This window comes from Drancourtella sp. An57, from assembly GCF_002161525.1.
GTDB lineage: Bacteria > Bacillota > Clostridia > Lachnospirales > Lachnospiraceae > Sellimonas > Sellimonas catena.
This window is the reverse complement of the sequence record NZ_NFHY01000012.1, coordinates 79696-104479: the sequence shown is the minus strand read 5'-3', so window position 1 is coordinate 104479 and position 24784 is coordinate 79696. Positions and strand designations below refer to the sequence as shown.

Sequence of the window (24784 nt, the reverse complement as noted above, 5' to 3'; positions counted from 1 at the left end):
AGTCTTTCTCACTTTGGAATCATATCTGCTCATATTCTGCGCACCTCCTATATTGATTTTGTTATATAAATTTTTATATAACCTACTCCATTTGAATCGTTTCACCGATTGCATCAACTATTAGTTTTTCGTACGGGTATCCCTGCAACTGATATTTCTCAATCATATCGCTCCACCATTGATCATATTTTTGTTCAGTTTCTTCCTTTTCTACCTTACATTTGCAATATAAATCCTGTTTGTCTTTCTCTTCTACCAGACAAAGTTCCAAATTTTCCAATGCAAACTTTTTTTCTATCAGATCATAAACATAGGTCGTCTCTTCATGAGACAAATTTGCCAATATCTGCATCTTTCTTCCCTCTTCTCTACGAAATTAAAAGTATCCTCGCATCATTTTTCCATCTAAAACCATATCAATCGGATCTTCAAACTCTTTTGCGGATATGATATTTGTAAATTCATATCTTCCCTCTAAAAGCTTCTGCAATTTCATTGCTGTCTTCTCTTCGATCTGTGCCTTTTTGCACTGGAACGCCGGGGAAACATTGACTTCATTCGTGCATCTCTTGTTAATAAACTTACAGTTTTCGCATTGATATGATGTACACTTCTCACATAATGGCATGTGATCTTTTCGATATAATTCCTCATTTGGTATTTTGATTCCTGTCTTCAAATCCCCTATGGAAGGAAGATGATTGGAATAAAATGCCGGGCAAACATAAAAGTGTCCATCCGAAGCCAACGTAACACTATCTTCTCCCGCCGGACATCCCTCATGTTCCTTGATAAACATAATATCTGTAAGTACGTTCAATTCTTTTAACATACCTGTATGCTTTTCTATTTCATTGATTTTATAAGCACACTTTTCTAATTGCCTTTGATATTCACTTAGATCAGATGTCTTGGACAAGTTAGATAAATTCAAATTAATCCTGTCCGTCTTTCTCCACACCACTTCCATCATATCCGATAATTTTGATATGTTTTCGTAGGACAAATTAAAAATGATGTTCGATTGAAATGGTATTTTGTCCAACAAATCAATCGAGGTATCATCTACAATAATCTGATAATCATAAAATGGCAGATCTTCACGGTAAGCTTGAATTGGTATTCTGTGAAGTACTTCTACTTCTTCGTAATCCGTCAAATATTCGTCAGCGATTTGTTCGGAATGAAGGAATACAGGTTTCATAAAATTTTCTTCCGCAAACTTCAATCCTTCTTTTACCAGTTCTATATCCATTCGTTGATCTGAAATTTTTTCATTATGATACGAACAAAATGATGCATATTGGTCATCCAACACAAATAAGAGTTCTTTTTTCCAATGGAAGTTTTGTCTTTTGATACCTGTTTTATGATACAGTTTCGCAAAATAGTAGTTGTTCGCTCTCACTCTTGCTTTATGCATTTTGCATATATATTTTGCCTTCTGAAAATTTGTCCCGGAATCAGATTCATCATAACTAAATCCCTGGCAAAATTCACATCCTTTGGCAATCGGACAACTCAGACATTCATCATCACATTGATATTTGTACATTGCCAACAAGAATACTCTTGCTTTATCAAAATCAATTCCGTCCTCTAAATTTCCAATAATATAACCCGGCTGATGATTCAGAGAATAATCATAATACCTCATACATGGATAGATATTGCCGTCCGGACTGATCGCCAACATCTTTCCTGCCCCGCAGCTAGTGTTGTTGAAATCTTCTTTTTCATACGGCGCTCCAATATGATCTAAAAATAATGTACAGTATTCTTTATTATACAGATCATGTTCTACAATATAGTCTGCCAGTTCTTTGAGCTGCTCTTCAAAGATTTTATCATCACCTTCACGCCAGACATTTTCATAGACAACATTTGCGGAAACATTATAGATTCCTTCATCCCAAAGGTGAAGAATACTTTCTTTTAAATACTTTAAATCTTCACTGGCAAATGTCACTTTTGTACTCGCATCAAACTGACTCATCCATAATTTCAAATTTTTATGGATAGTATCATAAGACCCAGAACCATCTGGAAAAACTCTCTGCAAGTCATGCTTTTCTTTTGTTCCGTCAATAGTGATACCGATAGAAATTTTCCCTGAATTTTTCTGAATCAAATGCTGTACCTCATCGGAGTCATAATTCACACCATTCGTACTGATATTAATCCGATACTTCCAGTACCATCGGCTTCCTTCTTCGTATGCTCTGATCTTAAAGTAATCACAGATATCTTCAATCAGCTTTGCTTCCAGTAAAGGTTCTCCTCCAATAAAATCAAGAACCGCCGAATCGGACTGATGAATATCCGGACTTGTCAAAAGATAGTCTATGAATTTTTTTGCCGTTTCTAAATTTAGTACTTTACCTTTTGATTTATGTGTGACATAGCAATACTTGCATCGCAGATTACAATCTTCTGTTACCACGAAAGTCAAAGACTGTGCTCCTCCTTTTCCCCATTCAGGCCGCATACGACCGACTGTGTATCCCGTCTCTTCCATGCGATTTTCTCCTCATGTATAATATATTTTCTTCTTTACTGACATTATCAAAATTGTCATTCTTTATCAACGAATTGACCATGAGTTTCTCTTTTCTATCCATGAATTTTTATTTTCCTTACATCATTATTTATTTTAAGAACTTTCATCATCTATCATTGAATTATATGGAAGTTTCACAATATAATGAAAAACGGATACGCAGAAATTTCACGTATCCGTTCATACTATTCGGCTCTTAATCAAGTCTGTTTACATCGCTTTCCAGTGTACCGTCTTTTTAACTCCAATCCGCTCCATGTAATCATATTATCTGTCAAATTATCAGCTTAAAGTTTATATTTCCATCCCATTAATTTTAATCTCAACTGTTACATAAACAGTTGATTTTCAATCTCTTCCATCAGCCCATCCGCAAAGTAAATATTTTTGATCTTTCCATCTTCAAACAGTGCTGTCCCTTTCTGTTCGAACACTGCTTCTTTCTCGCCAATGGAATACTCTAATTCAGTTATAAATGTATAATAATTTCCCTCAGAACTTCCCTCCGGCTGAACATCTGCATTTTTAAATGTAACTGTCACATCCCGATCCGCAGCATATACATTCAAATTCGTATAAATCCAGTATGGTATACTTTCAATTCCTTCCTCTGTAAAATAGGAACCGTACATTTCTTCCAGTAACTTTTGAAAATCATATACTCCATATGCACCCGGTTCTGTTGTCTCAGCAGCAGCCTGCTCTGCCATCTTCGTTGCTTCTTCATAGGCATCCTGCATTTTCTGATTTGGAATTGTAAACAATTTTTCCAGTACCGTAGTTACTACTTCTTTCTCTTTTTGCTCTTGTTTTTCTTCTCCCTTAGAACAACCTGACAAACTTATCATGACTGCACACAGGGAGAATACTAATATTCTCTTTATAGTTTGGTGCTTCATTTTCAGGCTCCTTCCTATTGAATAGTAATTTACCGGATGATCTCGTACGCATATAACAACATTACATCATTCACATGTGTAAGTCGCTTAGTAACTGTTCTTCCAGATTTCCTTTCCATCTATTGTTTCATCAAAACTCTGATTACATAACTTCCAATAATAAATATTGGTATTAAAGAAAGTATAAAACATATAAGTTCAAAACGGCGACGTGATTTTTTCCATTCAAAAAACAGATAGATCGAAAAACTGACCGAAGACATCGTTGATGCAAAATTGAGCCAGCGCGAAGAAAAATTTTGTTTATACATAAACTCATATACAACTGCAGTAAGGATCACTAGTATCGCCGGGTAATTTATTTTAAATTCTTTTTTCAATCTTCTCACCTCTTTCTGGTGCCGAATAGCTTGTTCATACCATCCCCCTACTTATCAAAACGCCTTTTTATCTTTATGATAATACATATACCAAATTTTAAATTATCAATTAAGAATTTGATAACTTCAATCTTCTTTACAGAATTTCTACTTAATATATTACCTCCTATACTAAATTAAAATTGAAATTTCGGAATTATATTGATGCTAGTATAGGAGGATTTTTATTGTTTATACTTTATACTTATTCAAGTTTACATAACACAGTTAGTAAAAAGACTTTTATTTAATAAGTTCCAATAGTAACACTTACAAAGCTCCAATCGTAATAATCAGTTCCCTGGATATTGTTTACAAAATGTCCCCATTTGTACTTTGTTGTTACAACAAACCCGTTATTGCCAGCAGCAACATTTTGATCGACTATTGCTCTTCCCAGAACTGTAGCAACAGCTAAACCGCCCCCAATGGTAGCACCTACCGCAGCAGTATTAGGACTTAAAATCAGTGTAGCAAGTTTGGACTTTAAAGCGAAAGAAAGTACTGTTCCTTTACTAAGACTGGAACTTATAGAGGCATTAGAAATCCTCGTTGTAACAGTTTTGATATCTCCTACTCTATATCCACCACTTTCACTTTGGCCCGGCGTTGCACGAGTCACTGGATCATTAGAATGATAGGTGTTTTCCTGAACTAAAATCGGAATCATATTTCCGTTGCCATCATCTACATAAATATAATATTCTTTTGTTTCATCAGGAATTGTTTGCGATAAATCGTCTTCTGATGTTTTCTTTTCTGCAGCTAATGCTGTAGGACATAACGCAAAGCATAACGTTGCACTCAATAATAAGGCAACAGATCTTTTTAAAAATTTTTTCATAGTAACAACTCCTTCCTCAAGTACTTTCTAAAAGCACAAGTTCTTACGAATTCATCGGTTTAGCCACCTTCTCTCATCTGCTAAATTAAATTTTAAAGATCATCGGCATCACCCCATCTCTTTATTCCCTTCCTTTTTATTAGTTAGTTATATTTTAATTCACAAATAATATTTTTTCAATATTCTGTCCTTGACTTTAAATTTTCTGTCCTTTAGTTTTGCTTTTTCTTATTTTTAGACTATTTTGTCAAGAGATATAACAAAATTCCTCCATATCCGCTCATAATCCCCGGATTTAATTTCTCCTGTGGAAGTAGCCTAAATCCGGCCATATCATTCCTTTCCTTTTTCTCCTTCCCAAACATCTGATCCGCCATTTCCAGAATCCACAGATTACCTCCTGTTCCATGACACAGACTCCAGCTGTCGCGTTTCCAGTATGTTTCTGTTTTTCGATACGCTCTTTCAATATCGATTTTCAGTCTTTCTTTCCATGTTCTGTCCGTCACATGTTGATAGCACCACAGCCTCGCCAGCAAGATGCCGGCAGTCCCATGACACCATGCTACAGTATCTTCTCCCTCTTCCTGATCTTGCCCTTTATCGATCCAGTTTCCTCTTTCTTCACGATAAAGGCTCTCTTCATATTCCCGGATCTTTTCTGCCAGGATTTCATATTCCTGTTTCTTCGTAAGTTCCCAAAGTGCAAGAACCGGCATCAGAATTCCAGCGTTTCCATGTGCCATTCCACTGATTGGATTTTCTCCTGTTTCCAATTTCCAGCCGATTCCACAATCCATCTTCACCGCCTGCGGGAACATAGAGTAGACTGCCTTTTCTGCCTCCTTCACATATCTCTCTTCTCCCGTCTGCTCAAACATCTGAAGGAAGATCCATGCTGCTCCCGCTTTCCCTCCAAGCAGGTCGGCACAAGTATCTTTCGGAACGATTTTTGAAACGATTTCCGCATGTTTTCTGGCATACTGTAAATAAATCGCTTCCTTTGTCAGTTGATACAGTTTTAAATAGGTATAGACGACAGAACTTTCCCCTGTATACGCCCCGGTATTTTGGGACTGTAGATTCTTTAGATCTTCCATCCCCTCATCTGTATATCGAAACAACTGTCTCTGTAACGCTTTCTGGATTCTCTCAATTCTTTCGGATTTTTGTTTTTCCTGCATTACAGTAGTAAGGAGCAGCATCCCGCTTAATCCATCATAAAAGTAAATACCCATCGGACGGATCTGCCACGCACAGCTCCCGGAAGAAGCAAAGCGAAGGACAGGCCAGCTCACCTCGCTCTTCTTCTGATTCCAGAGCGCATAACTGCACAATCTGTCTGACAGCATAGTAATGACCCGATCCAGACTTTCCTTATTCACCGTCCGTTCAAATTCCTCGTCCGCTCTGACTTCGTATATCTGATTCACAAAATGCTCTTTTTTCTCCGGAATAAGTTCCATGGATGTACGAATCAGTTCACACTGCTTATTCCTGTCCGTTTGATCGAGCTGTCCCAGACGTTCCAAAACCCAGCTGTATGCTGTTCTTTGAAAAAAGGCTTCCTCACACTTCTCCTCTCCGGCATACAAGCTCTTCTCATCCATTCCGCTGGAAAAGCATGGAATGTCTCCCCGCAGCAATGCCAGAATTTCTTCCCGGACAATCCGCTCTTCCCTGTTCCATCGTCCCTGTCCAATGGAACACAGGAAGATTTCCCGATCCGCTCCATCCATCAGAAGGGACGGGTGATAGGAACTGTTTAACAGCATCGCGTACCGCTGCGTATGCATCAAAACAACCCTGCTTTGGAGTCCTTTCCCTTCTTCCAGAACACTTTGAAAGCTCCCTTTTTCTTTCTCCACCGCCTGATACGCCTCGGAAAATCCGGCAAGAAGATCGTCCACATATGCCGCGATCGTTTCCTCTTTTCCTTTCATCCATGCAAGATTCCTTCCTGCGGAAGTAAATCCCTCCCGGTAGGTGATATACATATTGGAAGTCTCCTCTTCCGCCACCGCCGGAATCTGAAATGGAAGCTTCTGTCCTTTCTGGCTATGAATGGCACTCTCGTCAATTCCCTCTCCCTCTTTGTTCCACACATAAAAAGGCAGGATTCCTGTTCCAATCACCGATTCCCTGAGCCAGGAATAAATTGCATCTTCCGCTGACTCCGCCCGTGTCTCTTTCCCCGGACGTGCCAATGCTTCCAGATCAACGATCACCGGATACGGTCCACAAGCAATCAGATTTTCAGCGTGAATATCGCTCGTTCCAAGGAGATAGGCGAGAAAGAGCTGTTCTCCCAGCCGTCTGTAATACGGATGTATATCTTGTTCCGATTCACAGCTTTGATATTCCACGATTTCACACCAGCTATGGTCGTAACGGGATAAAATTGTATAGTGATATTGGCTTGACCCTGTCCTTTCACTGATCCACCCCAGAAGCCTCGTGAAAAACTGTTCATTCTCCATAGAGCGAGGTTTTAAAAGTAGCTTTTCCCCGTTTTCCAGGCATATTTTCAGCACTTCTTTTCCGCCGCTATGAAGATCCGATAGTCCCGATTCTATCCCTGTGATCCTGCCCTGAGTTCCCCCGTCAAAAAAGAGTTCCCCGATTTTATCAGAATCTTCTCGGAACCATTGCACTACCTGTACATAGTACTGGATCTGACACTCTATACGCTCCCGGATACATCGGCTCAATACCGGATAGGTGTCTGCGATATAATAGAAAAACTCTTTTCTTCCACATATTCTGCAAAAGTCCTGATACTCCTCTTTCGAGTCCGCTCCCTTTAGCATTCCCCTTTGCTTGTAACCATGCATTTCCGCAATCAAGGTGCGGAGCGCAATATTTTGCAGACGGACAGCCAGTTCATCCCTAAAATCTTCATATACGCCCGGAGCGATCTGCTCTTTCCCGGTATTTAACTGACGTTTGAATTCCTCTATCCCTGTTATCAAGAAAGGCTGGTAAAATTCTGCAAAGAACAGTTTCGTCCCCCTTATGTTTCTGTGTATCTCATAGGATGGCTCGGTCCATTCCCGATATTCTTTATTCATGGCACTCATGTCAACTTCTTTTTTTACTTCAAATATCCAATCTTCTAGATATGCCTGAAATTCTGGATATCGCTTCCGCAGTTCTGCCACCATAGTTTCTCCTAAAAGCTGATCCCAGTATTTCTCTTTCTCTTCATTGACTGATATCACATGATCATGTATATAATCTCTTTCCCATAAATAGGTATCTTTCATAATTTCCTCCAAAAAAGCAGGATGCTCGTATGAACAACCTGCTCTTAAAATAGTTAGCAACAAATAATCGTCAAAAAAGAATCCCAATTCTTTGTAAATTCCTGTACTTCTTCTGTCTCTTTCTTTTCCATTCTATTCACTTCATCCAGTTCTGTTTTTAAATCTCCCGCAACATAGCGATAGTCTTTTTCTCCCATTTTACTTTCCTCTTTATCTATAATTTCCAAAATTTAACTGTTACAATAAATTCTTTTTCACAAATCTGATATTCAAAATCGCCACGATACTTTCGTACAACATGCTGCACACTTTTGAGTCCATAACCGTGCCGCTGCTTTTCCTTTTTTCCGGTAATCAACTTGCCCTCTTGTACTAATGGGAACTCTTCGATGCTATTGGCGATCGTAATGTATAGCATTTTAGATTTTCTCATAATACGGATTTCAATCCATCGTTTTTTATACTGGATCTTTTCGCATGCTTCTATTGCATTATCTAGCAAGTTACCAAACAGCGAACAAATTTCCGTATCGGTAATGGATACTTCCCCAATTGTACTTGCTTTGATGTGAAAAGCAATCCCTTTTGACTCTGCTTTCATCTTTTTCTGATTCAAAAGCATATCTAAAATTTCCACTTGTGTCCACGTGGCTTTTGTCACCCAATAAAGATCATCCGATATCTCATTTAAATAGGACATGAGTAAATCCCATTTCTCCTTTTTCCCATACTCCTGCAAAACAATAAGATGATTTTTCATATCGTGTGTCAGGATTCGGTTTTTCTCTATCATCTGTTCCAAATCCTTTACATGATTTTTGGACATTTCTTCCAAGTTCAAAAGCATCTCATTTTCTTTTTTCAGCATTTTGAAGTGATAGGAAACGATAAAAACGCCTGATGTTAACACAGCCACTAATACCATAGAAACAGCAGCCGCCCATCCTCTCATAAGTATGGAACCGAGAGCCATATTTCCTAATATCTTTTGATAGATTCGTAGCAGTGCCACTCCCCCTATGCAAAGCCATACCAACACATTTCTGTCGTCCTTTCTGTACCATCCATGATGATCCCACTTCATTAATAGGACTGCAATGCATACTCTTGATATTAAATATAAAACGCATTGTACAATGGACTGTGAAAACTTATAAATATCATCAAAAAATCGCTGCCCTATCACTTCCATACTTATAAATCCAAAGAAAAAATCTAGCAAAGCAAAGATTGTGTAATATAAAATAATAATTTGCAATTTTATCAACACATTCTTACGCTCTACTCCCAAGGCACATAGCCAAGTAACCAAAATGCTAAAAGCAAACATGAGCGTTGAGAAAAATATAATCTTCCGATTGATTCCCATGAGAATTCCCAACACAGTGATATTCCCCCAGATCAGCACCTTCTGCCATTTCCGCAGATGCTCCTTCTCCAATACCGTCCGGTATAAGACCTGATAGCACATCCACACCTCACAGATGGAAAGCAGAATCAGTACTATTCCATGAATTTGTCGTCCCATTCCCGTTCCCTCCAGTAAGCTTCAATCTTTTTCTTCGCTGCATCGATCCGGTACTGGTTCAGTTCCAGTTCATGACCTTCCTCCATGTAGATCGTATTGCCCTTGATACTTTGGACATTGCGGAGGTTGATAATATTACTTCGATCTGCAAGGAAAAATTCATTACTGTCCAGCTTTTTCATCAATTCGCTTAAAGGAATCCGTTCTTTGAAGTTCCCGTGGAAGGTCGCATATTCTGCATATTTTCCCATCTTTTTCTTATGGACGGTAATAATTTCACGGAAATAGACTTTTTGTTCTTTTTCTTCCGGTTCATCCTGTCGTTTCAGCATTAGATATTCATTTTTTTCTGCTCCCATCCGGCGCATGAGTTTTTCCAGGATGTGCGGCAGCCGCTCATCCATCGTTTCTTTCAGGATATACTGATCTGCCTCGATCTCATAGCTTTCCAGCGCAAATTCCGTATGAGATGTCAGGAACACAAGTCCCCGGTTCGGATATGTTTTTCGCAGAAGCCTTCCAAATTCAAGTCCGGTCATCCCGTTCCCAAGTTCGATGTCCACAAAAAAGATATCCCCTTCCTCTCCGTATTCCTGCGTCTTCGCATACTCCAGAAATGCTTCTCCCGATGAGAAAACCAGAAGTTGTGTGTTCAGAAATGCGTCCGCCGTTTCTTTGATTTTGTCCCGGATCATATCCTGCATCCATTTGTCATCATCAACGATAATAATTTTAAACATGTGATTTTTCCTCCTTCAATAGCAGATAATATCGGTTCTGATTGACATCGTGGAAAATTGCTTCTCCATCCTGTATTTGAAGGCGGAAAGTATGCTCCCACAGTCCGTCTTCCCCGTCTCCGGCAATCTTTCTTCCGCAGTGATAGAGGAAGATTCCCTCCTCCTGCTCTGTCACTTTCCGGATGATATCATCCACCGCATCGCCGATCCGCATGGAATGCCGGGCTGGATTCCACCTGCCGAGTAGCTGGTTGACTCTGCTTTTGCTGACTACGACTTTCTCGCAGAAATGTATCCGAAACTCTTTTCTCACCTCCTTGTCCGCTTCCAGCAGGCCGAAGATCTCTTCCGCCTCATCTTTTACATCGTCGTATGAAAAGCCAAGCTCTCCATACGCTTCCATGTGGCAGAGCGCTTTCTTGAGATCTTCTTTCTCTTTCAAACGCTCATACCGATCCCTCAGCCACTGAATACTCTCTAATAAGATTTTCCTGCACTGAAGTGCATCCGTTTTGTAAAATTTTGAGACCGCAAGTTTGATTCCTTCGACTTCTACTTTGGCAAATTTCATTTTTTCTCCCTGCGCCCTCAGCTTAACTATCTTTTCGTCCTGATGAAATTGTACTACATTTTTCGCTAATTTTCGCCCTTTTGTCCTCGAAATCATCATTTTTGTCCTCGAATTCTCCCTTTTCCTTTTGGTATTTTTCTGTCCTCGCCAAATATGTTGAAAAGGCGGAAGATCTGATCTTCCGCCCTGCTTTCTTTGATTCTGTTTTGTTTTCTTAGCCGTTAATCATGAAGGATACGAGTTTGTCGATATCTTCCTTTTCATAGGCAATGATTTCCAGTTCCGGAATCTCGCCGTTGGAAAAGATATTTGCCAGAGATACATACTGAGACAGTTTTGATTTGAGATTCAGTCTGTCACCCTCTCCTGTTACCAGTTCCACCTTTCCTTTACAGCTGTCCACTACTTCAAAAAATTTGTCAATGTCCGTAATGTTCTGTACTTTCATCTGCGTTTCTCCTTTCTTTTTCCTGTTTGTTTCTTATATGATTTATTTGCCTGCAAGGACAATGTCCTTTTCCCTGATTTCAATCTTTTTCTCTTTCAAGAGGCGTCCCACCGCCCGTTTGAATTCGTTTTTGCTCATCTCAAATTCCTTGCGGATCGTTTCCGGCGCCGCCTTATCCGTAAATGGAATCCGGCCGCCATGTTTTTCCATGTAGTCCATCAGTTTTGCCGCGTCTACATCCATCTGGATGAATGCTTTTTCCCGCACGCTTAAATCCAGTTTTCCGTTGTCTTTGACTGCAGATACTCTGGCACGGATCGTCTCGCCTACCCGGTAGGAATGGTACACTTCCCGTTTCGGGATCAGGGCAGAGTATTTTCCGTCTACCGCCACGAAGACACCGAAGCGGTCACTGAGTTCGTAGACAATTCCTTCCACCATATCGTCTTTCTGGTACGGGGAATCGCAGGACAGCTTTTCGTAGACTTTCATGGTCGCGCACAGGCGGGAGCTTTTGTCAATGTAAAGGCTTACCAGAACGTGATCGCCCTTTTTCACCGGTCCGGTCTGCTCCCTGAATGGAAGGAAGAGGTCCTTTTCCAGTCCCCAGTCGAGGAAGGCGCCGTTCTTTCCGGTATCGATCACTTCCAGAACCGCCAGTTCTCCGAGGGTCAGCTTCGGCTCATTTGTCGTTGCAATGAGACGGTCTCTGGAGTCTTTATATAAAAAGACTTCCACCGGATCTCCCGGGCCCGCCCCCTTCGGCACCTGTTTTTTCGGAAGAAGGACATGCTCCTCTTCCGTTCCCAGATAGACTCCGAAATCTACCTGCTTTTCAATCGTCAATACTTGCTTTTCGCCCAATTTCATCGTTTTGTTCTCCTTTATGCTTTAGCTCCACAACCGCGTACGGTTTTCCATTCTCATCCCCAAGCAATACTGTCGAAATGCCGTCCTGTATCTTGTATGAAGGATAAAGAATGTCCCCGTAAACCGCTGATTTCTTATATTCTACCCGCAGGCCGGAAAAGTCCGGCTCCATCCCGTTTTCTTCCAGAAGTTCCACCGCCATCTGCACATACTGGCAGTTGTTGACGTGATGGTTCGTGTCTATATGATACTTCCTGACTTTGATCGGAGACGTTTTGACTCCTCCTTCCGGCATCGGCACTTTCCGGGATGCATATTCCATCGGATACGGCTCTTCCATCCCGTAGCGGCTGATTTCCTCTTCGGAAGGCCGGGTCGGACGTCCGGATGCCAGATCCATGTAAACCCAGATTGAGTTGGCATACGCCGTGACTTCTCCATTTTGATCCTTCATGACAAAGTTCCGGTCACCGAAGAATCCGTGGAATCCGGTCGGCCAGGTGCAGGTCCGGATTTCTTCTCCAAGTTTTGGATAGCGCAGGATTTCTACCTGCCAGGAAGAAAGCACCCATGCTTTTTTCTGTTCTTCGAGATACTTCGTTCCTACGCCAAGATCCTCCGACTGAAAGATGCTTGCGTCCTGGAACGAATTGATTATGCCCGGAAGTGTCATGCATCCGTTGTCCGACACTTCACTGAGCCGTACTCTTGATTTCACCTCGTACATATCATCCCTCTTTTACTTTTCTTTTGATTCTGCCACATAGCTTTTTTCCATCGTAATTACGCATTGATACCGCTCGTCCAGATGACGGATTTTCTCCATCACTAGATGAAGCAGTGTATTTTCCTCTTCTTTATCATACCCGTGGGGCATCACCATGTCAAAGATCAGATTGATCTGATGTTCGCCCGGCACCATACGGAAGTCATGAATGCTTGCTTCCGGATCGGTCTCGGCCACAATGTGTTCCACCTTTTCCCGGATCTGAAGCACATCCTGATCTTTTGTCTCAATCGGATCCATGTGGATCAGAAGATAGATGCCCAGATATTTTCTGGCGTCCCGCTCGATCCGGTCGATGATCTCGTGGGAAACTTCGATATTCACGTCATTTGGCACTTCCGCATGGATGGACGCCATGCTCCGTCCCGGTCCGTAATTATGTACCAGCAGATCGTGTGTTCCGACAATGCCGTCGTAGGATTCCACAAATCTGGTGATTTCATCAAAGGTTTCCTGCGGGACTGCTTCCCCGATCAATGGTTCCAGTGTATCTTTTGCGATTCCGATTCCGGCCCACATGACAACGAGTGCCACGCCGATTCCGACGAAACCGTCGATATTGATGCCTGTCACACGGAAAAATAATACAGAAAGTATTGTCGCCGTTGTCGTTGCCACATCTCCCATGGCATCGGCTGCCGTGGCCATCATGACTTTAGAATCAATCCTTTTTCCAAGCTTTCGGTTAAACGCCGCCATCCACAGCTTGACTCCGATGGACAGAATCAATATGACAACAGAAATGGTATTGAAGCTGAGGATCTCCGGATTCCGGATTCTCCCAACGGCGTCTTTCAGGAAGGTAAAGCCTACCTGCAGTACGATAAATGCCACAACCAGTGCCGCGATATACTCGATCCGCCCGTGCCCGAAGGGATGTTCCTCATCGGCGGGCTTTTCCGCCATCTTGACCCCGACGAGACCGATGATCGATGATCCGGCATCGGAAAGATTGTTGAATGCGTCTGCCGTAACGGAAATACTGTGAAGTATAATTCCCACGGCTCCTTTTACAAGAAAGAGAAAGACATTGCAGAGGATACCCACCACACTTGCCAGTACTCCGTAGGCTGTCCGCACCGCAACCGTCTCTGTCTGTTCGTAGTTTTTTACAAACCGTCTTACTAAAAATTCTGTCATTCCTTTTCCCTTTCGTCTTTTGTCCTGAAGTACTTTTTCTTTATGATCCGAAGAAGAACCATTTGATTTTGAATTTTGATGTCGCTGTCACCATCTCATATTCCTCTTCTGTCAGGACATGTTCCAGCTGCTTTTTCCCTTTTTCCGGGACGACCGCATGGGCGCTGTCGATAAAGCAAAGGCTCGGATACAGAACACACCACCAGTTGTGCCCTTTTGCTTCCCCGATCTGGATCCGGAGCGCTTCATACGTTCCGGCCGGAAAGGTGATATCCCCGTAGGTCTTTTCCGGGAAGGCTGTCCACTCAAGGGATGCCCGGACCGGATAGGAATATCCTTCCTTCTGGATGGTCTCTTCGGCAAGTGCTTCGATCTGCGGAAGGTGGGAGCGGATAAATGCTTTTGTCTGCTCAAGACTTTCTGTATCCATCTCTTCTTCCATCCAGGAGACAACCGTATCCTTTACTTTCATTTTCAGGTTCTGGTCCTCTTTGCTGTCGCTGTTTGCAAGCACATGGAAGCGCAGCACTTCCTCTGCCATGTGCTCCTGTGTTTTCTCTACTTTTGCGCTGACTGTCTCCGTGCGCCAGACACACGCAGTCAGCATCAGCGAAATCATGACAGCTAACGCTGCCATGATGAGATTTCTTCGTTTTTCCATGATCCACGTCCCTCCCGTTGTTTCCATTACTAACGGGAGTATTGCCGGATCTGGTTGATTTATTCTGCTTTTTCCGGATTTTTATTCCGGCGGATCGTCTCAAGCACGGTTCTTGCCTGCTTGTCGATGTGTACGCCGATTTTTTCTTCCGCCTGCTCTTTCGCGCCTGCTTCCAGATAGGTGATCAGCTCTTTGTGCTCTTTTGAAATCTGCGGATGGAATTCCCGGTGCTTTAAGTATTCCACCCGGTACCGGTACATCTGCTCTCCCAGATTGTTCAGAAGCTGGATCAGTCTCTGGTTTTCTGTAGAGTTGTAAATGATGTCGTGGAAGTGGACGTCTGCCTCGGCAGTCCTTGTCACATCATCAGATGTCAGCGACCGGTCAAACTCTTCCGCCGCCTTTTTGAGCTCTTCAATCTGCTCCTTTGTGATCCGCTCGCAGCTCAGGCTGACCGCAAGCACTTCCAGTGCCCGTCTGACTTCCAGCACGTCCCGCATGCTTTTCTCCGTGATTTCCGCCACTTCTGCTCCTCTTCGCGGAATCATCAGTACCAGCCCTTCCAGCTCCAGCTTCCGGATCGCCTCACGGATCGGTGTGCGGCTCACGCCCAGCTTTTTCGCAAGCTGGACTTCCATCAGCCGTTCTCCCGGTTTTAACTCGCCTCTTAAAATCGCCTGGCGGAGTGTATTGAACACCACGTCGCGCAGCGGAAGATACTCATTCATTTCTGCTCCAAAATCTGCTTCCATCAATCGTTCCTCCTGTTCTTTCGTACATTGTGAATGGTTGTTGTGTAAATCTGTCTTGCAAATCCCTTCTGTCGAATCTGTTCCGCTGTTTTCTTTGCCATACTGCGTTCCCTGAACAGGCCGAATACGGTAGGGCCGCTTCCGCTCATCATGGCGTTCATGGCTCCGCCGCGAAGCATCTCTTCTTTGATCTGCGTGATCACCGGGTACTGTTTCTCTGTCACACTCTCCAGGACATTTCCCATCGAGCCGGCCACACGGGTGACGTCTTTTGCCCGAAGTCCTTCGATGATTCCGTCAATGTCCGGATGATCCACGATGGCAGAAGAATCCAGCTTTTCGTAGACCATCTTTGTGGAGACGCTGATGGGCGGTTTTGCAATGAGAACGTGGCATTTTGGCATGGCCGGAAGGCGGGTAAGCTTTTCCCCGATTCCTTCTGCCAGAGCCGTTCCCCGCATGATACAGTACGGGACATCCGCGCCAAGTGTGACCCCGCGCTCCATCAGTTCTTTTTCACTTAATTTCCATCCGAAAAGCCGGTTCATCCCGAAGAGCACGGCGGCGGCGTCCGCGCTTCCGCCTGCCATCCCTGCCGCCACCGGAATGTGCTTTTTCAACGTGATGGAAACTCCGTGCTTTTCTCCAAATTCATCCAGCAGAATCTTTGCTGCACGAAACGCAATGTTGCTTTCATCCGTCGGCAAAAAAACGAGATTGGATGCAACGGTAATGCCAGGCTCTTTCCGCTTTTCCAGCGTGACCTCATCATACAGGTAGACGGTCTGCATGATCATCCTGACATCGTGATATCCGTTTTCTCTTCTTCCAAGTACATCGAGCCCCAGATTAATCTTTCCAAGTGCTTTTAACTGAATTCGTTCCATCCAATCTCTCCTTAGTTTATCCTCTTTTCTCTCCTGCCCTTTTCTTCCTGTTCCGGATCTTATAAAAGATTCTATATAATAGAAGAAACGGACAATATGTATTTTGTATACATTTCCTTATAGTATACTCAAATTTTCCTTAAAAATCAATATCCTCTCACCTGGACGCAGTCCTTTTTCCTTCTCGATTCCATTGACCTCACAGATGCTCTCTTCGGTCGTTCCGAACCGCTTGGCAAGGGAGAACAGATCATCTCCGTCTTTGACCGCATACCCTACAATACCCGGTCTCTTTGCCAGTTCTTCCATCGAGCGTTCTTCCATGGTAATGCCTTTGATATTTTCGATTTCCACCGGTTTCCTTACCAGCGCCCGGAAGCAGACGGCAGCCTTAATCTCCGCTTTCCCCTGTCCCAGAAGGTTGACTGTCAGCTGTTCGATGCAGCCGTTTAAGGAACAGCGGATATCCGGATACATTTCATTGCATTCCAGCATACAGGAAAACGGGACCATGCCCTGCCAGGTGTCAAACGGAATATCATCATCCGGCTTGACATACAAAAATCCGATGTGCAGGATTCCTTCTACCTGAATTCCTTCTTCTTTCGCTTCCGTCCGGACAATTTCAAGGCTGCCCGACGTATGGCAGATCTGAAAAATATTGTCTTTGAGTTCCGGCAGGGAAAGGGTCTCGCTGACGCTGCATTTCAGGTGGTTCTGCATCACCATCTGCTCATATTCATCCTTCTCCTTTTCAGATGTCAGATTGCAGCTTAAAGAATACAGATCCTGAAGGATTTCCACTTCTTCCTCCTCGAAAACGGAAGCTTTCACTTCCAGCGATGCCTCAATGCCGACAATCCGCATTTCTCCGTCCTCATCCAGCCGCACTTCCGCGTTTTCGTCGGTAAAAGCGCTGTCGATCTGGTGGAACATTGTCTCGTCTGCTCCCGGGCACGGAATTCTACCCTCGAAGCGTACCGGCTCCTCAATCCAGTTCAGTGTCTCATCCGGCGTCTCATAAAAGGCAAAGACAAGCAGTTCCCCTTCCACAATCAGTCCGTCCTGCACCAGTTTCGTATCCAGCCGTTGCGGTTTGATATCCGTCCACAGAAGGGAGGCAATATTTTCTTTCCCTTTCGGAAGGTGGATTTCCTCTTTGATCCGGTATGTATCACGGATGGAGGTCAGCATCTTCAGAATCTTCCGGGTCTCCTTTTTCTTACAGCACCGGTCGACGCCGTCCACGTCTATCGTCAATTCGCCTTCCTCTCCGGCTTCCGGAACCAGCACCATCTCCGCCATGGTCCGGATATTGAGCTTTCTGGAGTGAATCATCACCGCCGTCACATCGGTTCTGGTGCTTCGGATCAGCCAGTCTCCCCGTTCCTCTTCTGTGTAAACCATCTCTTCAAACGGGAACTGTCCGGAGAGTTCTGCCATCTTTTCATCCGCCTCATCGGTGACATAGAGAATTTTGAACATCAGCTTTCCATGGATTTTCACATAATGATCCACCTTTCGGATTTCCTCGATCCGCAGCGTTCCTTCGCTTTGCATGACTTTTTTGATATCCTTTTTGTTGTCCGGCACATTGTAGTCTTCATCAATCAGAAACTGGTCTGTCACCGGCTTTCCGCTCCATTGTTTCATAATCTGTTTTTTTACCAACTCCATAGGGAACCTCCTCATTCTTCAAAGACAACATGTCTGTCCTGATAATCCAGTTTCACGACAAGATAAGGCCATGTGTGTTTTTCGATGACCTGTTCCTTTTCTCCCGGTCCTTTCAGCTCCGTGCGGATATGGACGGCGTTTTCGGTCTCGTAAAGTTCTTTTACCTCAATGCTGTATCCGCTGCTCTCCTTTTTTCCATACCCTCTGACAAGGTACATCTGTCCCTGGTCCGTGTACGTCAGCTTCATCGGTTCGTCCTTTTTCTCTTCGATTTGAGTCTTTAATTCCTCCGGTATGTCTTCCTTTTCCAGGACCGTAAAGTCCAGCTCCTGCTTTTTCGTTCCTCCCAGGTCCGTGACAGAGCATCCGGACATGCATAAAATCAGGAAGACTGCAGTACAGGAGAAGATGATTTTTCGGAAATTTCCTGCTTTTTTGCTCATTCCATGCGATCCTGCAGTTTCTCTTTATCATCTTACACAAACTTCCCATAAAAAATACCAAATCTTGATTTCTTTTCGCGCATTTTTATAGTATAATAGTGTTACTTTGTAAGTACGTCTTTTTTCGACATACTGTCTATTAAATTTTATGGAAAGGAGCGTATCCCCATGATTCGCTTTATCTGTATTGTCATTTATCTGGTTGTCTATCTGATTCTTTCCATACCGGTCTTTTTCGTGGAATGGCTGATCGGAAAGAAAAACCGGCAGATGCGCGATCTTTCTTCCCTGCGGATTGTGCAGTGGGGTTTTAAATGTATCCTGAAAATCGCGGGCGTAGATGCTACGGTGATCGGACTTGAGAATATTCCGGATGAGCCGGTCCTGTTTGTGGGAAATCACAGAAGTTATTTCGATATTCTGCTGACCTATTCCAGATGCCCGCGGCTCACCGGATATGTTGCCAAAAAGGAGATGGAGAAGATTCCTCTTCTCTCCACCTGGATGAAGTATGTATACTGCCTGTTTCTGGACCGCGAAGATCCGAAGCAGGGCATGAAAACGATTCTTCAGGCGATTGATTATGTAAAGAAGGGGATTTCGATCTGTATTTTCCCTGAAGGGACGCGAAATACCGGGGAAGAGTTAAGCCTTCTTCCTTTTAAAGAGGGGTCCTTTAAGATTGCGGAAAAGGCGGGATGTGCGATTGTCCCGATCAGTTTGAATAATACCGCTCAGATTTTTGAAGCCCATTTTCCGTTTGTCCGGAAGACTTATGTGGTCGTAGAGTACGGGAAGCCGGTATATCCAAAAGATCTGGACAAGGAGACAAGAAAACATCTCGCGCCGTATTTTGAAGCGATTATTAAGGAAACGATTGAGAAAAACGCGGATATGGTATAAGGCAACAGTTAAGGGGAGGCAGCGGCTCATATGAGTCGCTGCCTCCCCTGTATTTATCTGTCTCTATTCATTTTTCAAAAATGCTTCCATCGCCAGAGCTGCCTTTTCCTCGTCATCACCTTCTGCCGTGATCTCGATCTCCATTCCCTTTGATGGTCGGAAAGCCATCATCCCCATAATACTCTTTGCGTTAATATGCATATCGCCGCTCTTTAACATAATCCTGCTCTGGAACTGGCATGCAATACGAACCAGTTCTGCGCCCGGTGCCTCATATCTGCTTTCGATATCTGCTGCTATCACTTTTCGTGTGGTCATATTGACTCCTCCTTCCATCTGGAAATGTTCTTTTTTTAAGCTTATTATATACCAGTTCCCCGGGGCTTTCAATTTGAAGTTGCGGATTTTTTCTTTCCCTTTGCCCGGATGAGTGCTATAATGTTTCCAGTATTATGCTGAAAAAAAGGCCGTACACTCTTTTGTGCGGCAAAAAAGGAGTGTGTCCTATGTTGGAACGTAATTTGACATTATTGACAGATTTGTATGAACTGACAATGATGCAGGGATATTTTAAGGAGAAGGATCACGACAAAGTCGTTGTATTTGACGTCTTTTACCGTGCCAACCCTTGTAATAATGGCTATTCCATTGCAGCCGGGCTGGATCAGGTGATCGAGTATATCAAGGGGCTGCATTTTTCGTATGAAGCAGTGGATTATTTAAGAAGCCTGCACATTTTTGATGAAGATTTCCTTCATTATTTAAGTGGATATCATTTCAGCGGTGATATCTACGCAATTCCGGAAGGAAGTGTGATTTTCCCAAGAGAACCGATTATCAAAGTCGTTGCCCCGATTATGGAGGCCCAGCTGGTGGAGACGGCGATTTTGAATATCGTAAACCACCAGTCTCTGATTGCTACCAAGACTGCCCGTGTTGTCTACGCGGCAAACAGCGGCGGCATCATGGAGTTCGGCCTTCGTCGTGCCCAGGGGCCGGATGCCGGACTTTACGGGGCGAGAGCTGCCATGATCGGCGGCTGCGTCGGTACATCCAATGTTCTGGCCGGACAGATGTTTGATGTTCCGGTGATGGGAACCCATGCCCACAGCTGGATCATGAGTTTTCCAAGTGAATACGAAGCATTCAAGGCGTACGCCCGGATGTATCCTGATTCCTGTACTCTGCTTGTGGACACATATGACACCTTAAAATCCGGTGTACCGAACGCGATCCGTGTGTTCAGTGAGATGCGGGAAGAGGGAATCCAGTCGAAAAGCTTCGGAATCCGTCTTGACAGCGGCGACCTTGCATATCTTTCTAAGAAGGCACGTAAGATGCTGGATGACGCAGGATTCCCGGAGGCGAAGATTTCCGCTTCCAATGATCTGGATGAATATCTGATCCACGATCTGAAGCAGCAGGGAGCAGCCATCGACGTCTGGGGTGTGGGCACTCACCTGATCACGTCCAAGGACTGCCCGTCCTTTGGCGGCGTCTACAAGCTGGCGGCTATTCAGGATGAAAACGGCACGTTTGTTCCGAAGATCAAGCTGTCCGAGAATACGGAAAAGATTACCAATCCGGGCAACAAGACGATCTACCGGATCTACGAGAAAGAAAGCGGCAAGATCAAGGCAGACCTGATCTGTTTTGCAGATGAGACTTTCGATGAAAATGACGATCTGCTTCTGTTCGACCCGATCGAAACATGGAAAAAGACGAAGTTAAAAGGCGGCACTTACACGATGCGTGAAATGCTCGTTCCGGTTTTCATCAACGGAGAATGCGTATACCAGTCTCCGACCGTGATGGAGATTGCGGACTACTGCCGCCAGGAAAAAGATACACTGTGGGATGAGACAAAGCGTCTCTTCTACCCACACAATGTCTATGTCGATTTATCTGACCGGCTGTATCAGGTGAAGAAGGAACTGCTCGATCAGATGAGTATGGATAATTTATAAGGAGGATTTGATTATGAAAATTATTGTATTAGCAGGAGGACTCAGCACCGAACGAGACGTTTCTTTAAGTTCCGGTGCAGGGATCTGCCGTACCTTACGTGAGAAAGGCCACGACGCTTTTCTTCTGGATCCGTTCCTCGGGCTTCCGGATGCCGGGGATGATCTGGAAGCGGTCTTCAAAAGACCGGACGCAGGTCTTGGAATCGCATCCGGAATCCGCTCCACAGAGCCGGATCTGGAAGCGGTAAAGGCATCCAGAGAAGACAAGTCAGACTGCTTTTTCGGCGCTAATGTCATCGAGCTTTGCCGGCTTGCGGACATCGTATTTATGGGACTTCACGGAGACGTGGGAGAAAACGGAAAACTCCAGGCATCCTTTGATGTCCTCGGCATCCGTTATACCGGACCAAGTTCCCTTGGCTGCGCCCTTTCCATGGATAAAGAAATTACGAAGGTGATCTTTGAGGCAAACCAGATTCCGACTCCAAAGGGAACCTGGATGAAAAAATCTGCCACGGATCATTCCCTTGCTTCCACCGGACTTCCTCTCCCGCTCGTGGTAAAACCATGCTCCGGCGGTTCCAGCATCGGCGTTTATTTCGCCCACACAGAGGAAGAATTTGACCAGGCTGTCCGGGAGTCTTTCCGCTACGAAGATGAGATTATTATTGAAGAGTATATTAAAGGAAGAGAACTCGCCTGCGGCGTCATCGACGGAAAAGCTCTTCCTGTCATCGAAATCTGTCCGAAAAACGGCTGGTTTGATTATGCGAACAAATATCAGGACGGCATGACAGAAGAGATCTGCCCTGCCCGGATTCCGGAAGAAACAGCACTTCGGATTCAGAATATTGCGGAGAAGGCATTCAAGGCACTCAAACTTGACGTGTATGCCCGTGCCGATTTCCTTCTGACTGAAGACGGCAGCATTTACTGTCTGGAATACAACAGTCTGCCTGGAATGACAGCCGCAAGCCTTCTTCCAAAAGAAGCAAAGGCAGCCGGAATCGAATTCGGCGATCTCTGCGAACTGCTGATTGAAAAATCCATGGATGCCCGTTACCGCGGGTAATTACCAAAGACAGGAGAACACATATGAAAGGATTATCACTGGCAGCTATTGCCTCCGCCTGCGGCGGTACCTGCTGCGGACCGGAAGAGCTTCTCAGCCGGGAGATTACCGGCGTGGCGATTGACAGCCGCAAGATTGAAGAAGGATTTCTCTTCGTTCCAATCAAAGGTGCGCGCGTAGACGGACATGATTTTATAGAACAGGTTATGGAGAAAGGAGCACTGTGCTCCTTATCCGAACATTCCCTGGGAGACGTCCCGTACCCGTATATTGTTGTAGAGTCCACCGAACAGGCGCTCAAAGATCTGGCCCGCTATTACCGCAGCCGGCTGAATCTGAAAGTGATCGGCATTACGGGAAGTGTCGGCAAGACCAGCACCAAAGAGCTGATCGCCTCTGTTCTGGCGCAGAAATATCACGTACTGAAAACAGAAGGAAATTATAATAATGAGATCGGTCTTCCGCTGACCATTTTCCGGCTGACCGAAGAAGATGAAATCGCGGTTCTCGAAATGGGAATCGACCATTTCGGAGAAATGCACCGTCTGGCGGATATTGCAAGGCCGGATGTCTGTGTCATCACAAATATCGGATACGCACATCTGGAAAGTCTCGGTTCCCGTGAGGGAATCCTCAAAGCAAAGACTGAAATGTTCGATCACCTGCAGGATGAGTTCTGTGTTGTTTTAAATGGAGATGATGATATGCTGCGCACGGTCTCTGATGTGCGCGGGCAGAAACCGGTATTTTTCGGCATCGATTCTGCCGCTCCGGTTTTCGCATCCCACATTGAAAACAGAGGACTCAAGGGAACACTCTGCACAATCCAGCTTCCGGCATGCGGCGATTCCCCGGAGGCAACGATTCAGGCCGACATCCCGATTCCAGGAAAACACATGGTCTACAACGCTCTCGCAGGAGCTTACATCGGCCGTCTCTTCGGACTCTCAGCCGAGGAAATCGAATCCGGTATCCGGGCTCTCCAGCCGGTATCCGGACGGAATCACCAGATTGAGACCGATACTCTGACCATTCTGGATGACTGCTACAATGCCAATCCGGCATCCATGCGGGCATCCCTTGATGTCCTCGCCATGGCTTTGGGACGCCGCACCGCGGTTATGGGGGACATGAAAGAATTAGGCAAAGACGAAGACCGCCTTCATTTTGAAACCGGAGAATACGCTGCCCGCAAAGGCATCGACCAGATCATCTGCATCGGACCTCTGGCCGAACACATGTATCAGGGTGCCAAAAATATTGCCTCCGGCAATACCGTACTCTACTATCCAGACAAAGAACGCTTTTTAAACGACGTCTCTTCTTTATTTCAAAAGGGGGATACCGTCCTTGTAAAAGCTTCCAATTCCATGAAATTCTCTCAGATTGTGGAAACATTAAAAGAATTCGGCTGTAATGGATACTGCCACACAGGCAACAGCACGGAAAAAGGAGAAACATTATGATGGATTACCAGATCCTCGCCCTGGATCTTGACGGCACACTGACCAACTCAAAAAAAGAGATCACGCCCCAGACAAAAGAGGCACTGATCCGGATACAGGAAAACGGAATCAAAGTAGTACTTGCAAGCGGACGCCCAACAACCGGCGTCCTTCCCCTTGCAAAAGAACTGCAGCTGGAACGCTTTGGAAGCTACATTCTCTCCTTCAACGGCGGACGCATCACCGACTGCCGGAGCCGGGAGATCATCTACAACAGACTCCTTCCAAAAAACATTGCTGCACCTCTGTTTGAAATCGTCAGACACTTTGATGTCGACATTGTAGGATATTCCGAGAAGGCCATACTGTCCGGGCTCCACACGAACCAGTACACCGAACTGGAATCCCGGATCAACGGGCTCCCGGTCCGCCATATCGAACCATTTACCGAACATATCGAGGCAGACAACAACAAATTCCTCATCACAGGAGAACCAGATGAAATCGCCCGTGTAAAAGACAAACTCATCCCGCACTTTCACGGACTGCTCAACATCTACTGCTCCGACCCGTTCTTCCTCGAAATCATGCCGCAGAACATCGATAAGGCACACTCCCTTGAGAAACTCCTCTCAAGCATCGGGCTGACCACCGACCAGATGATCTGCTGCGGAGACGGCTACAACGACATCACCATGATCCAGTCCGCAGGACTCGGCGTCGCCATGGCAAACGCACAGCCCGCCGTCAAAGAAGCCGCCGACTTCATCACACTCTCAAACGACGACGACGGTATCCTCTACGTCATCGGGGACGTGTTCCGATGCTTCGGAACCTGTCCCCAATGAATTTTTCATGAAAATGCCCGCCAGCCCTTGATTTTACTGGGCTGGCGGGTGTTTTTT

General features: G+C 44.7%; 24 protein-coding genes. 5 read left to right on the top strand and 19 right to left on the bottom strand.

Annotated elements, in window-relative coordinates; translation table 11 throughout:
- Nucleotides 1–82: 82 nt before the first annotated feature.
- From B5G11_RS11275 to B5G11_RS11190, 18 genes are all read right to left on the bottom strand, one after another.
- Nucleotides 83–352 carry a hypothetical protein gene (locus B5G11_RS11275; protein ID WP_087253734.1) on the bottom strand — a complete coding sequence of 90 codons (270 nt, stop codon included), beginning with the start codon at nt 350–352 and terminating at the stop codon, nt 83–85.
- 24 nt (nt 353–376) lie between these two features.
- The gene (locus tag B5G11_RS11270; RefSeq protein WP_087253731.1) at nt 377–2518 is read right to left on the bottom strand and encodes a radical SAM peptide maturase, CXXX-repeat target family; all 2142 of its coding nucleotides are present in this window, start codon (nt 2516–2518) and stop codon (nt 377–379) included.
- 371 nt (nt 2519–2889) lie between these two features.
- Entirely contained in the window at nt 2890–3408 is a 519-nt protein-coding gene (locus B5G11_RS11265; RefSeq protein WP_087253729.1) for a hypothetical protein, read from the bottom strand.
- Nucleotides 3409–4125: 717 nt separating this feature from the next.
- Nucleotides 4126–4722: a hypothetical protein gene (locus tag B5G11_RS11255; protein ID WP_087253723.1), complete on the bottom strand. Its 597-nt coding sequence runs from the start codon at nt 4720–4722 to the stop codon at nt 4126–4128.
- Nucleotides 4723–4961: 239 nt separating this feature from the next.
- Nucleotides 4962–7988 (bottom strand): type 2 lanthipeptide synthetase LanM family protein, encoded by a 3027-nt coding sequence (locus tag B5G11_RS11250; RefSeq protein ID WP_087253720.1) that lies wholly within the window; start codon nt 7986–7988, stop codon nt 4962–4964.
- A gap of 53 nt (nt 7989–8041) precedes the next feature.
- Nucleotides 8042–8185: a hypothetical protein gene (locus tag B5G11_RS16360; RefSeq protein ID WP_158099267.1), complete on the bottom strand. Its 144-nt coding sequence runs from the start codon at nt 8183–8185 to the stop codon at nt 8042–8044.
- A gap of 17 nt (nt 8186–8202) precedes the next feature.
- Nucleotides 8203–9516 carry a sensor histidine kinase gene (locus tag B5G11_RS11245; protein ID WP_087253717.1) on the bottom strand — a complete coding sequence of 438 codons (1314 nt, stop codon included), beginning with the start codon at nt 9514–9516 and terminating at the stop codon, nt 8203–8205.
- A complete protein-coding gene (locus B5G11_RS11240; protein WP_087253714.1) occupies nt 9492–10256 on the bottom strand; it encodes a LytTR family DNA-binding domain-containing protein in 765 nt (254 codons plus the stop codon). Before B5G11_RS11240 ends, B5G11_RS11245 begins: the two co-directional genes overlap by 25 nt.
- Nucleotides 10249–10923, bottom strand: a complete 675-nt coding sequence (locus B5G11_RS11235) for a hypothetical protein (RefSeq protein WP_158099266.1) — start codon at nt 10921–10923, stop codon at nt 10249–10251. The genes B5G11_RS11240 and B5G11_RS11235 overlap by 8 nt, the downstream gene beginning before the upstream one ends.
- Before the next feature lie 118 nt (nt 10924–11041).
- On the bottom strand, nt 11042–11275 hold the full coding sequence (locus B5G11_RS11230) for a polya polymerase (RefSeq protein ID WP_087167095.1): 234 nt from the start codon (nt 11273–11275) through the stop codon (nt 11042–11044).
- 42 nt (nt 11276–11317) lie between these two features.
- Complete coding sequence (locus tag B5G11_RS11225) at nt 11318–12145, bottom strand: S1-like domain-containing RNA-binding protein (RefSeq protein WP_087253705.1); 828 nt, start codon at nt 12143–12145, stop codon at nt 11318–11320.
- Complete coding sequence (locus B5G11_RS11220; RefSeq protein ID WP_087253702.1) at nt 12111–12872, bottom strand: acyl-ACP thioesterase domain-containing protein; 762 nt, start codon at nt 12870–12872, stop codon at nt 12111–12113. The genes B5G11_RS11225 and B5G11_RS11220 overlap by 35 nt, the downstream gene beginning before the upstream one ends.
- A 12-nt stretch (nt 12873–12884) precedes the next feature.
- Nucleotides 12885–14072 carry a cation diffusion facilitator family transporter gene (locus B5G11_RS11215; RefSeq protein ID WP_087253699.1) on the bottom strand — a complete coding sequence of 396 codons (1188 nt, stop codon included), beginning with the start codon at nt 14070–14072 and terminating at the stop codon, nt 12885–12887.
- 40 nt (nt 14073–14112) lie between these two features.
- Entirely contained in the window at nt 14113–14733 is a 621-nt protein-coding gene (spoIIR, locus tag B5G11_RS11210) for a stage II sporulation protein R (RefSeq protein WP_087253696.1), read from the bottom strand.
- A 59-nt stretch (nt 14734–14792) separates the two neighbouring features.
- Complete coding sequence (locus tag B5G11_RS11205; protein ID WP_087167090.1) at nt 14793–15485, bottom strand: GntR family transcriptional regulator; 693 nt, start codon at nt 15483–15485, stop codon at nt 14793–14795.
- Entirely contained in the window at nt 15485–16372 is an 888-nt protein-coding gene (gene ispE / locus B5G11_RS11200; RefSeq protein ID WP_087167089.1) for a 4-(cytidine 5'-diphospho)-2-C-methyl-D-erythritol kinase, read from the bottom strand. Before ispE ends, B5G11_RS11205 begins: the two co-directional genes overlap by 1 nt.
- Before the next feature lie 117 nt (nt 16373–16489).
- On the bottom strand, nt 16490–18049 hold the full coding sequence (locus B5G11_RS11195; protein ID WP_087253694.1) for an SPOCS domain-containing protein: 1560 nt from the start codon (nt 18047–18049) through the stop codon (nt 16490–16492).
- A gap of 11 nt (nt 18050–18060) precedes the next feature.
- Nucleotides 18061–18492, bottom strand: a complete 432-nt coding sequence (locus B5G11_RS11190; protein WP_087167087.1) for a protease complex subunit PrcB family protein — start codon at nt 18490–18492, stop codon at nt 18061–18063.
- Between the two features lie 168 nt (nt 18493–18660).
- Between B5G11_RS11190 and B5G11_RS11185 the strand changes: the two genes are divergently transcribed.
- Nucleotides 18661–19395 (top strand): lysophospholipid acyltransferase family protein, encoded by a 735-nt coding sequence (locus B5G11_RS11185; protein WP_087253692.1) that lies wholly within the window; start codon nt 18661–18663, stop codon nt 19393–19395.
- 63 nt (nt 19396–19458) lie between these two features.
- Here the strand turns inward: B5G11_RS11185 and B5G11_RS11180 are convergent, their stop codons facing one another.
- The gene (locus B5G11_RS11180) at nt 19459–19713 is read right to left on the bottom strand and encodes an HPr family phosphocarrier protein (protein WP_087253689.1); all 255 of its coding nucleotides are present in this window, start codon (nt 19711–19713) and stop codon (nt 19459–19461) included.
- Nucleotides 19714–19901: 188 nt separating this feature from the next.
- On the opposite strand from B5G11_RS11180, the gene B5G11_RS11175 reads away from it, so the two are divergent.
- From B5G11_RS11175 to B5G11_RS11160, 4 genes are read left to right on the top strand one after another with little or no spacing between them, the layout of a single operon-like run.
- Complete coding sequence (locus tag B5G11_RS11175) at nt 19902–21362, top strand: nicotinate phosphoribosyltransferase (protein WP_087253684.1); 1461 nt, start codon at nt 19902–19904, stop codon at nt 21360–21362.
- A 13-nt stretch (nt 21363–21375) separates the two neighbouring features.
- Complete coding sequence (locus B5G11_RS11170; RefSeq protein WP_087253680.1) at nt 21376–22434, top strand: D-alanine--D-alanine ligase; 1059 nt, start codon at nt 21376–21378, stop codon at nt 22432–22434.
- A 23-nt stretch (nt 22435–22457) separates the two neighbouring features.
- Nucleotides 22458–23900 (top strand): UDP-N-acetylmuramoyl-tripeptide--D-alanyl-D-alanine ligase, encoded by a 1443-nt coding sequence (gene murF / locus B5G11_RS11165; protein ID WP_087253677.1) that lies wholly within the window; start codon nt 22458–22460, stop codon nt 23898–23900.
- Nucleotides 23897–24727, top strand: coding sequence for a Cof-type HAD-IIB family hydrolase (locus B5G11_RS11160; protein ID WP_343215506.1), 831 nt, complete (start codon nt 23897–23899; stop codon nt 24725–24727). Before murF ends, B5G11_RS11160 begins: the two co-directional genes overlap by 4 nt.
- The last annotated feature ends 57 nt before the right edge of the window (nt 24728–24784 follow it).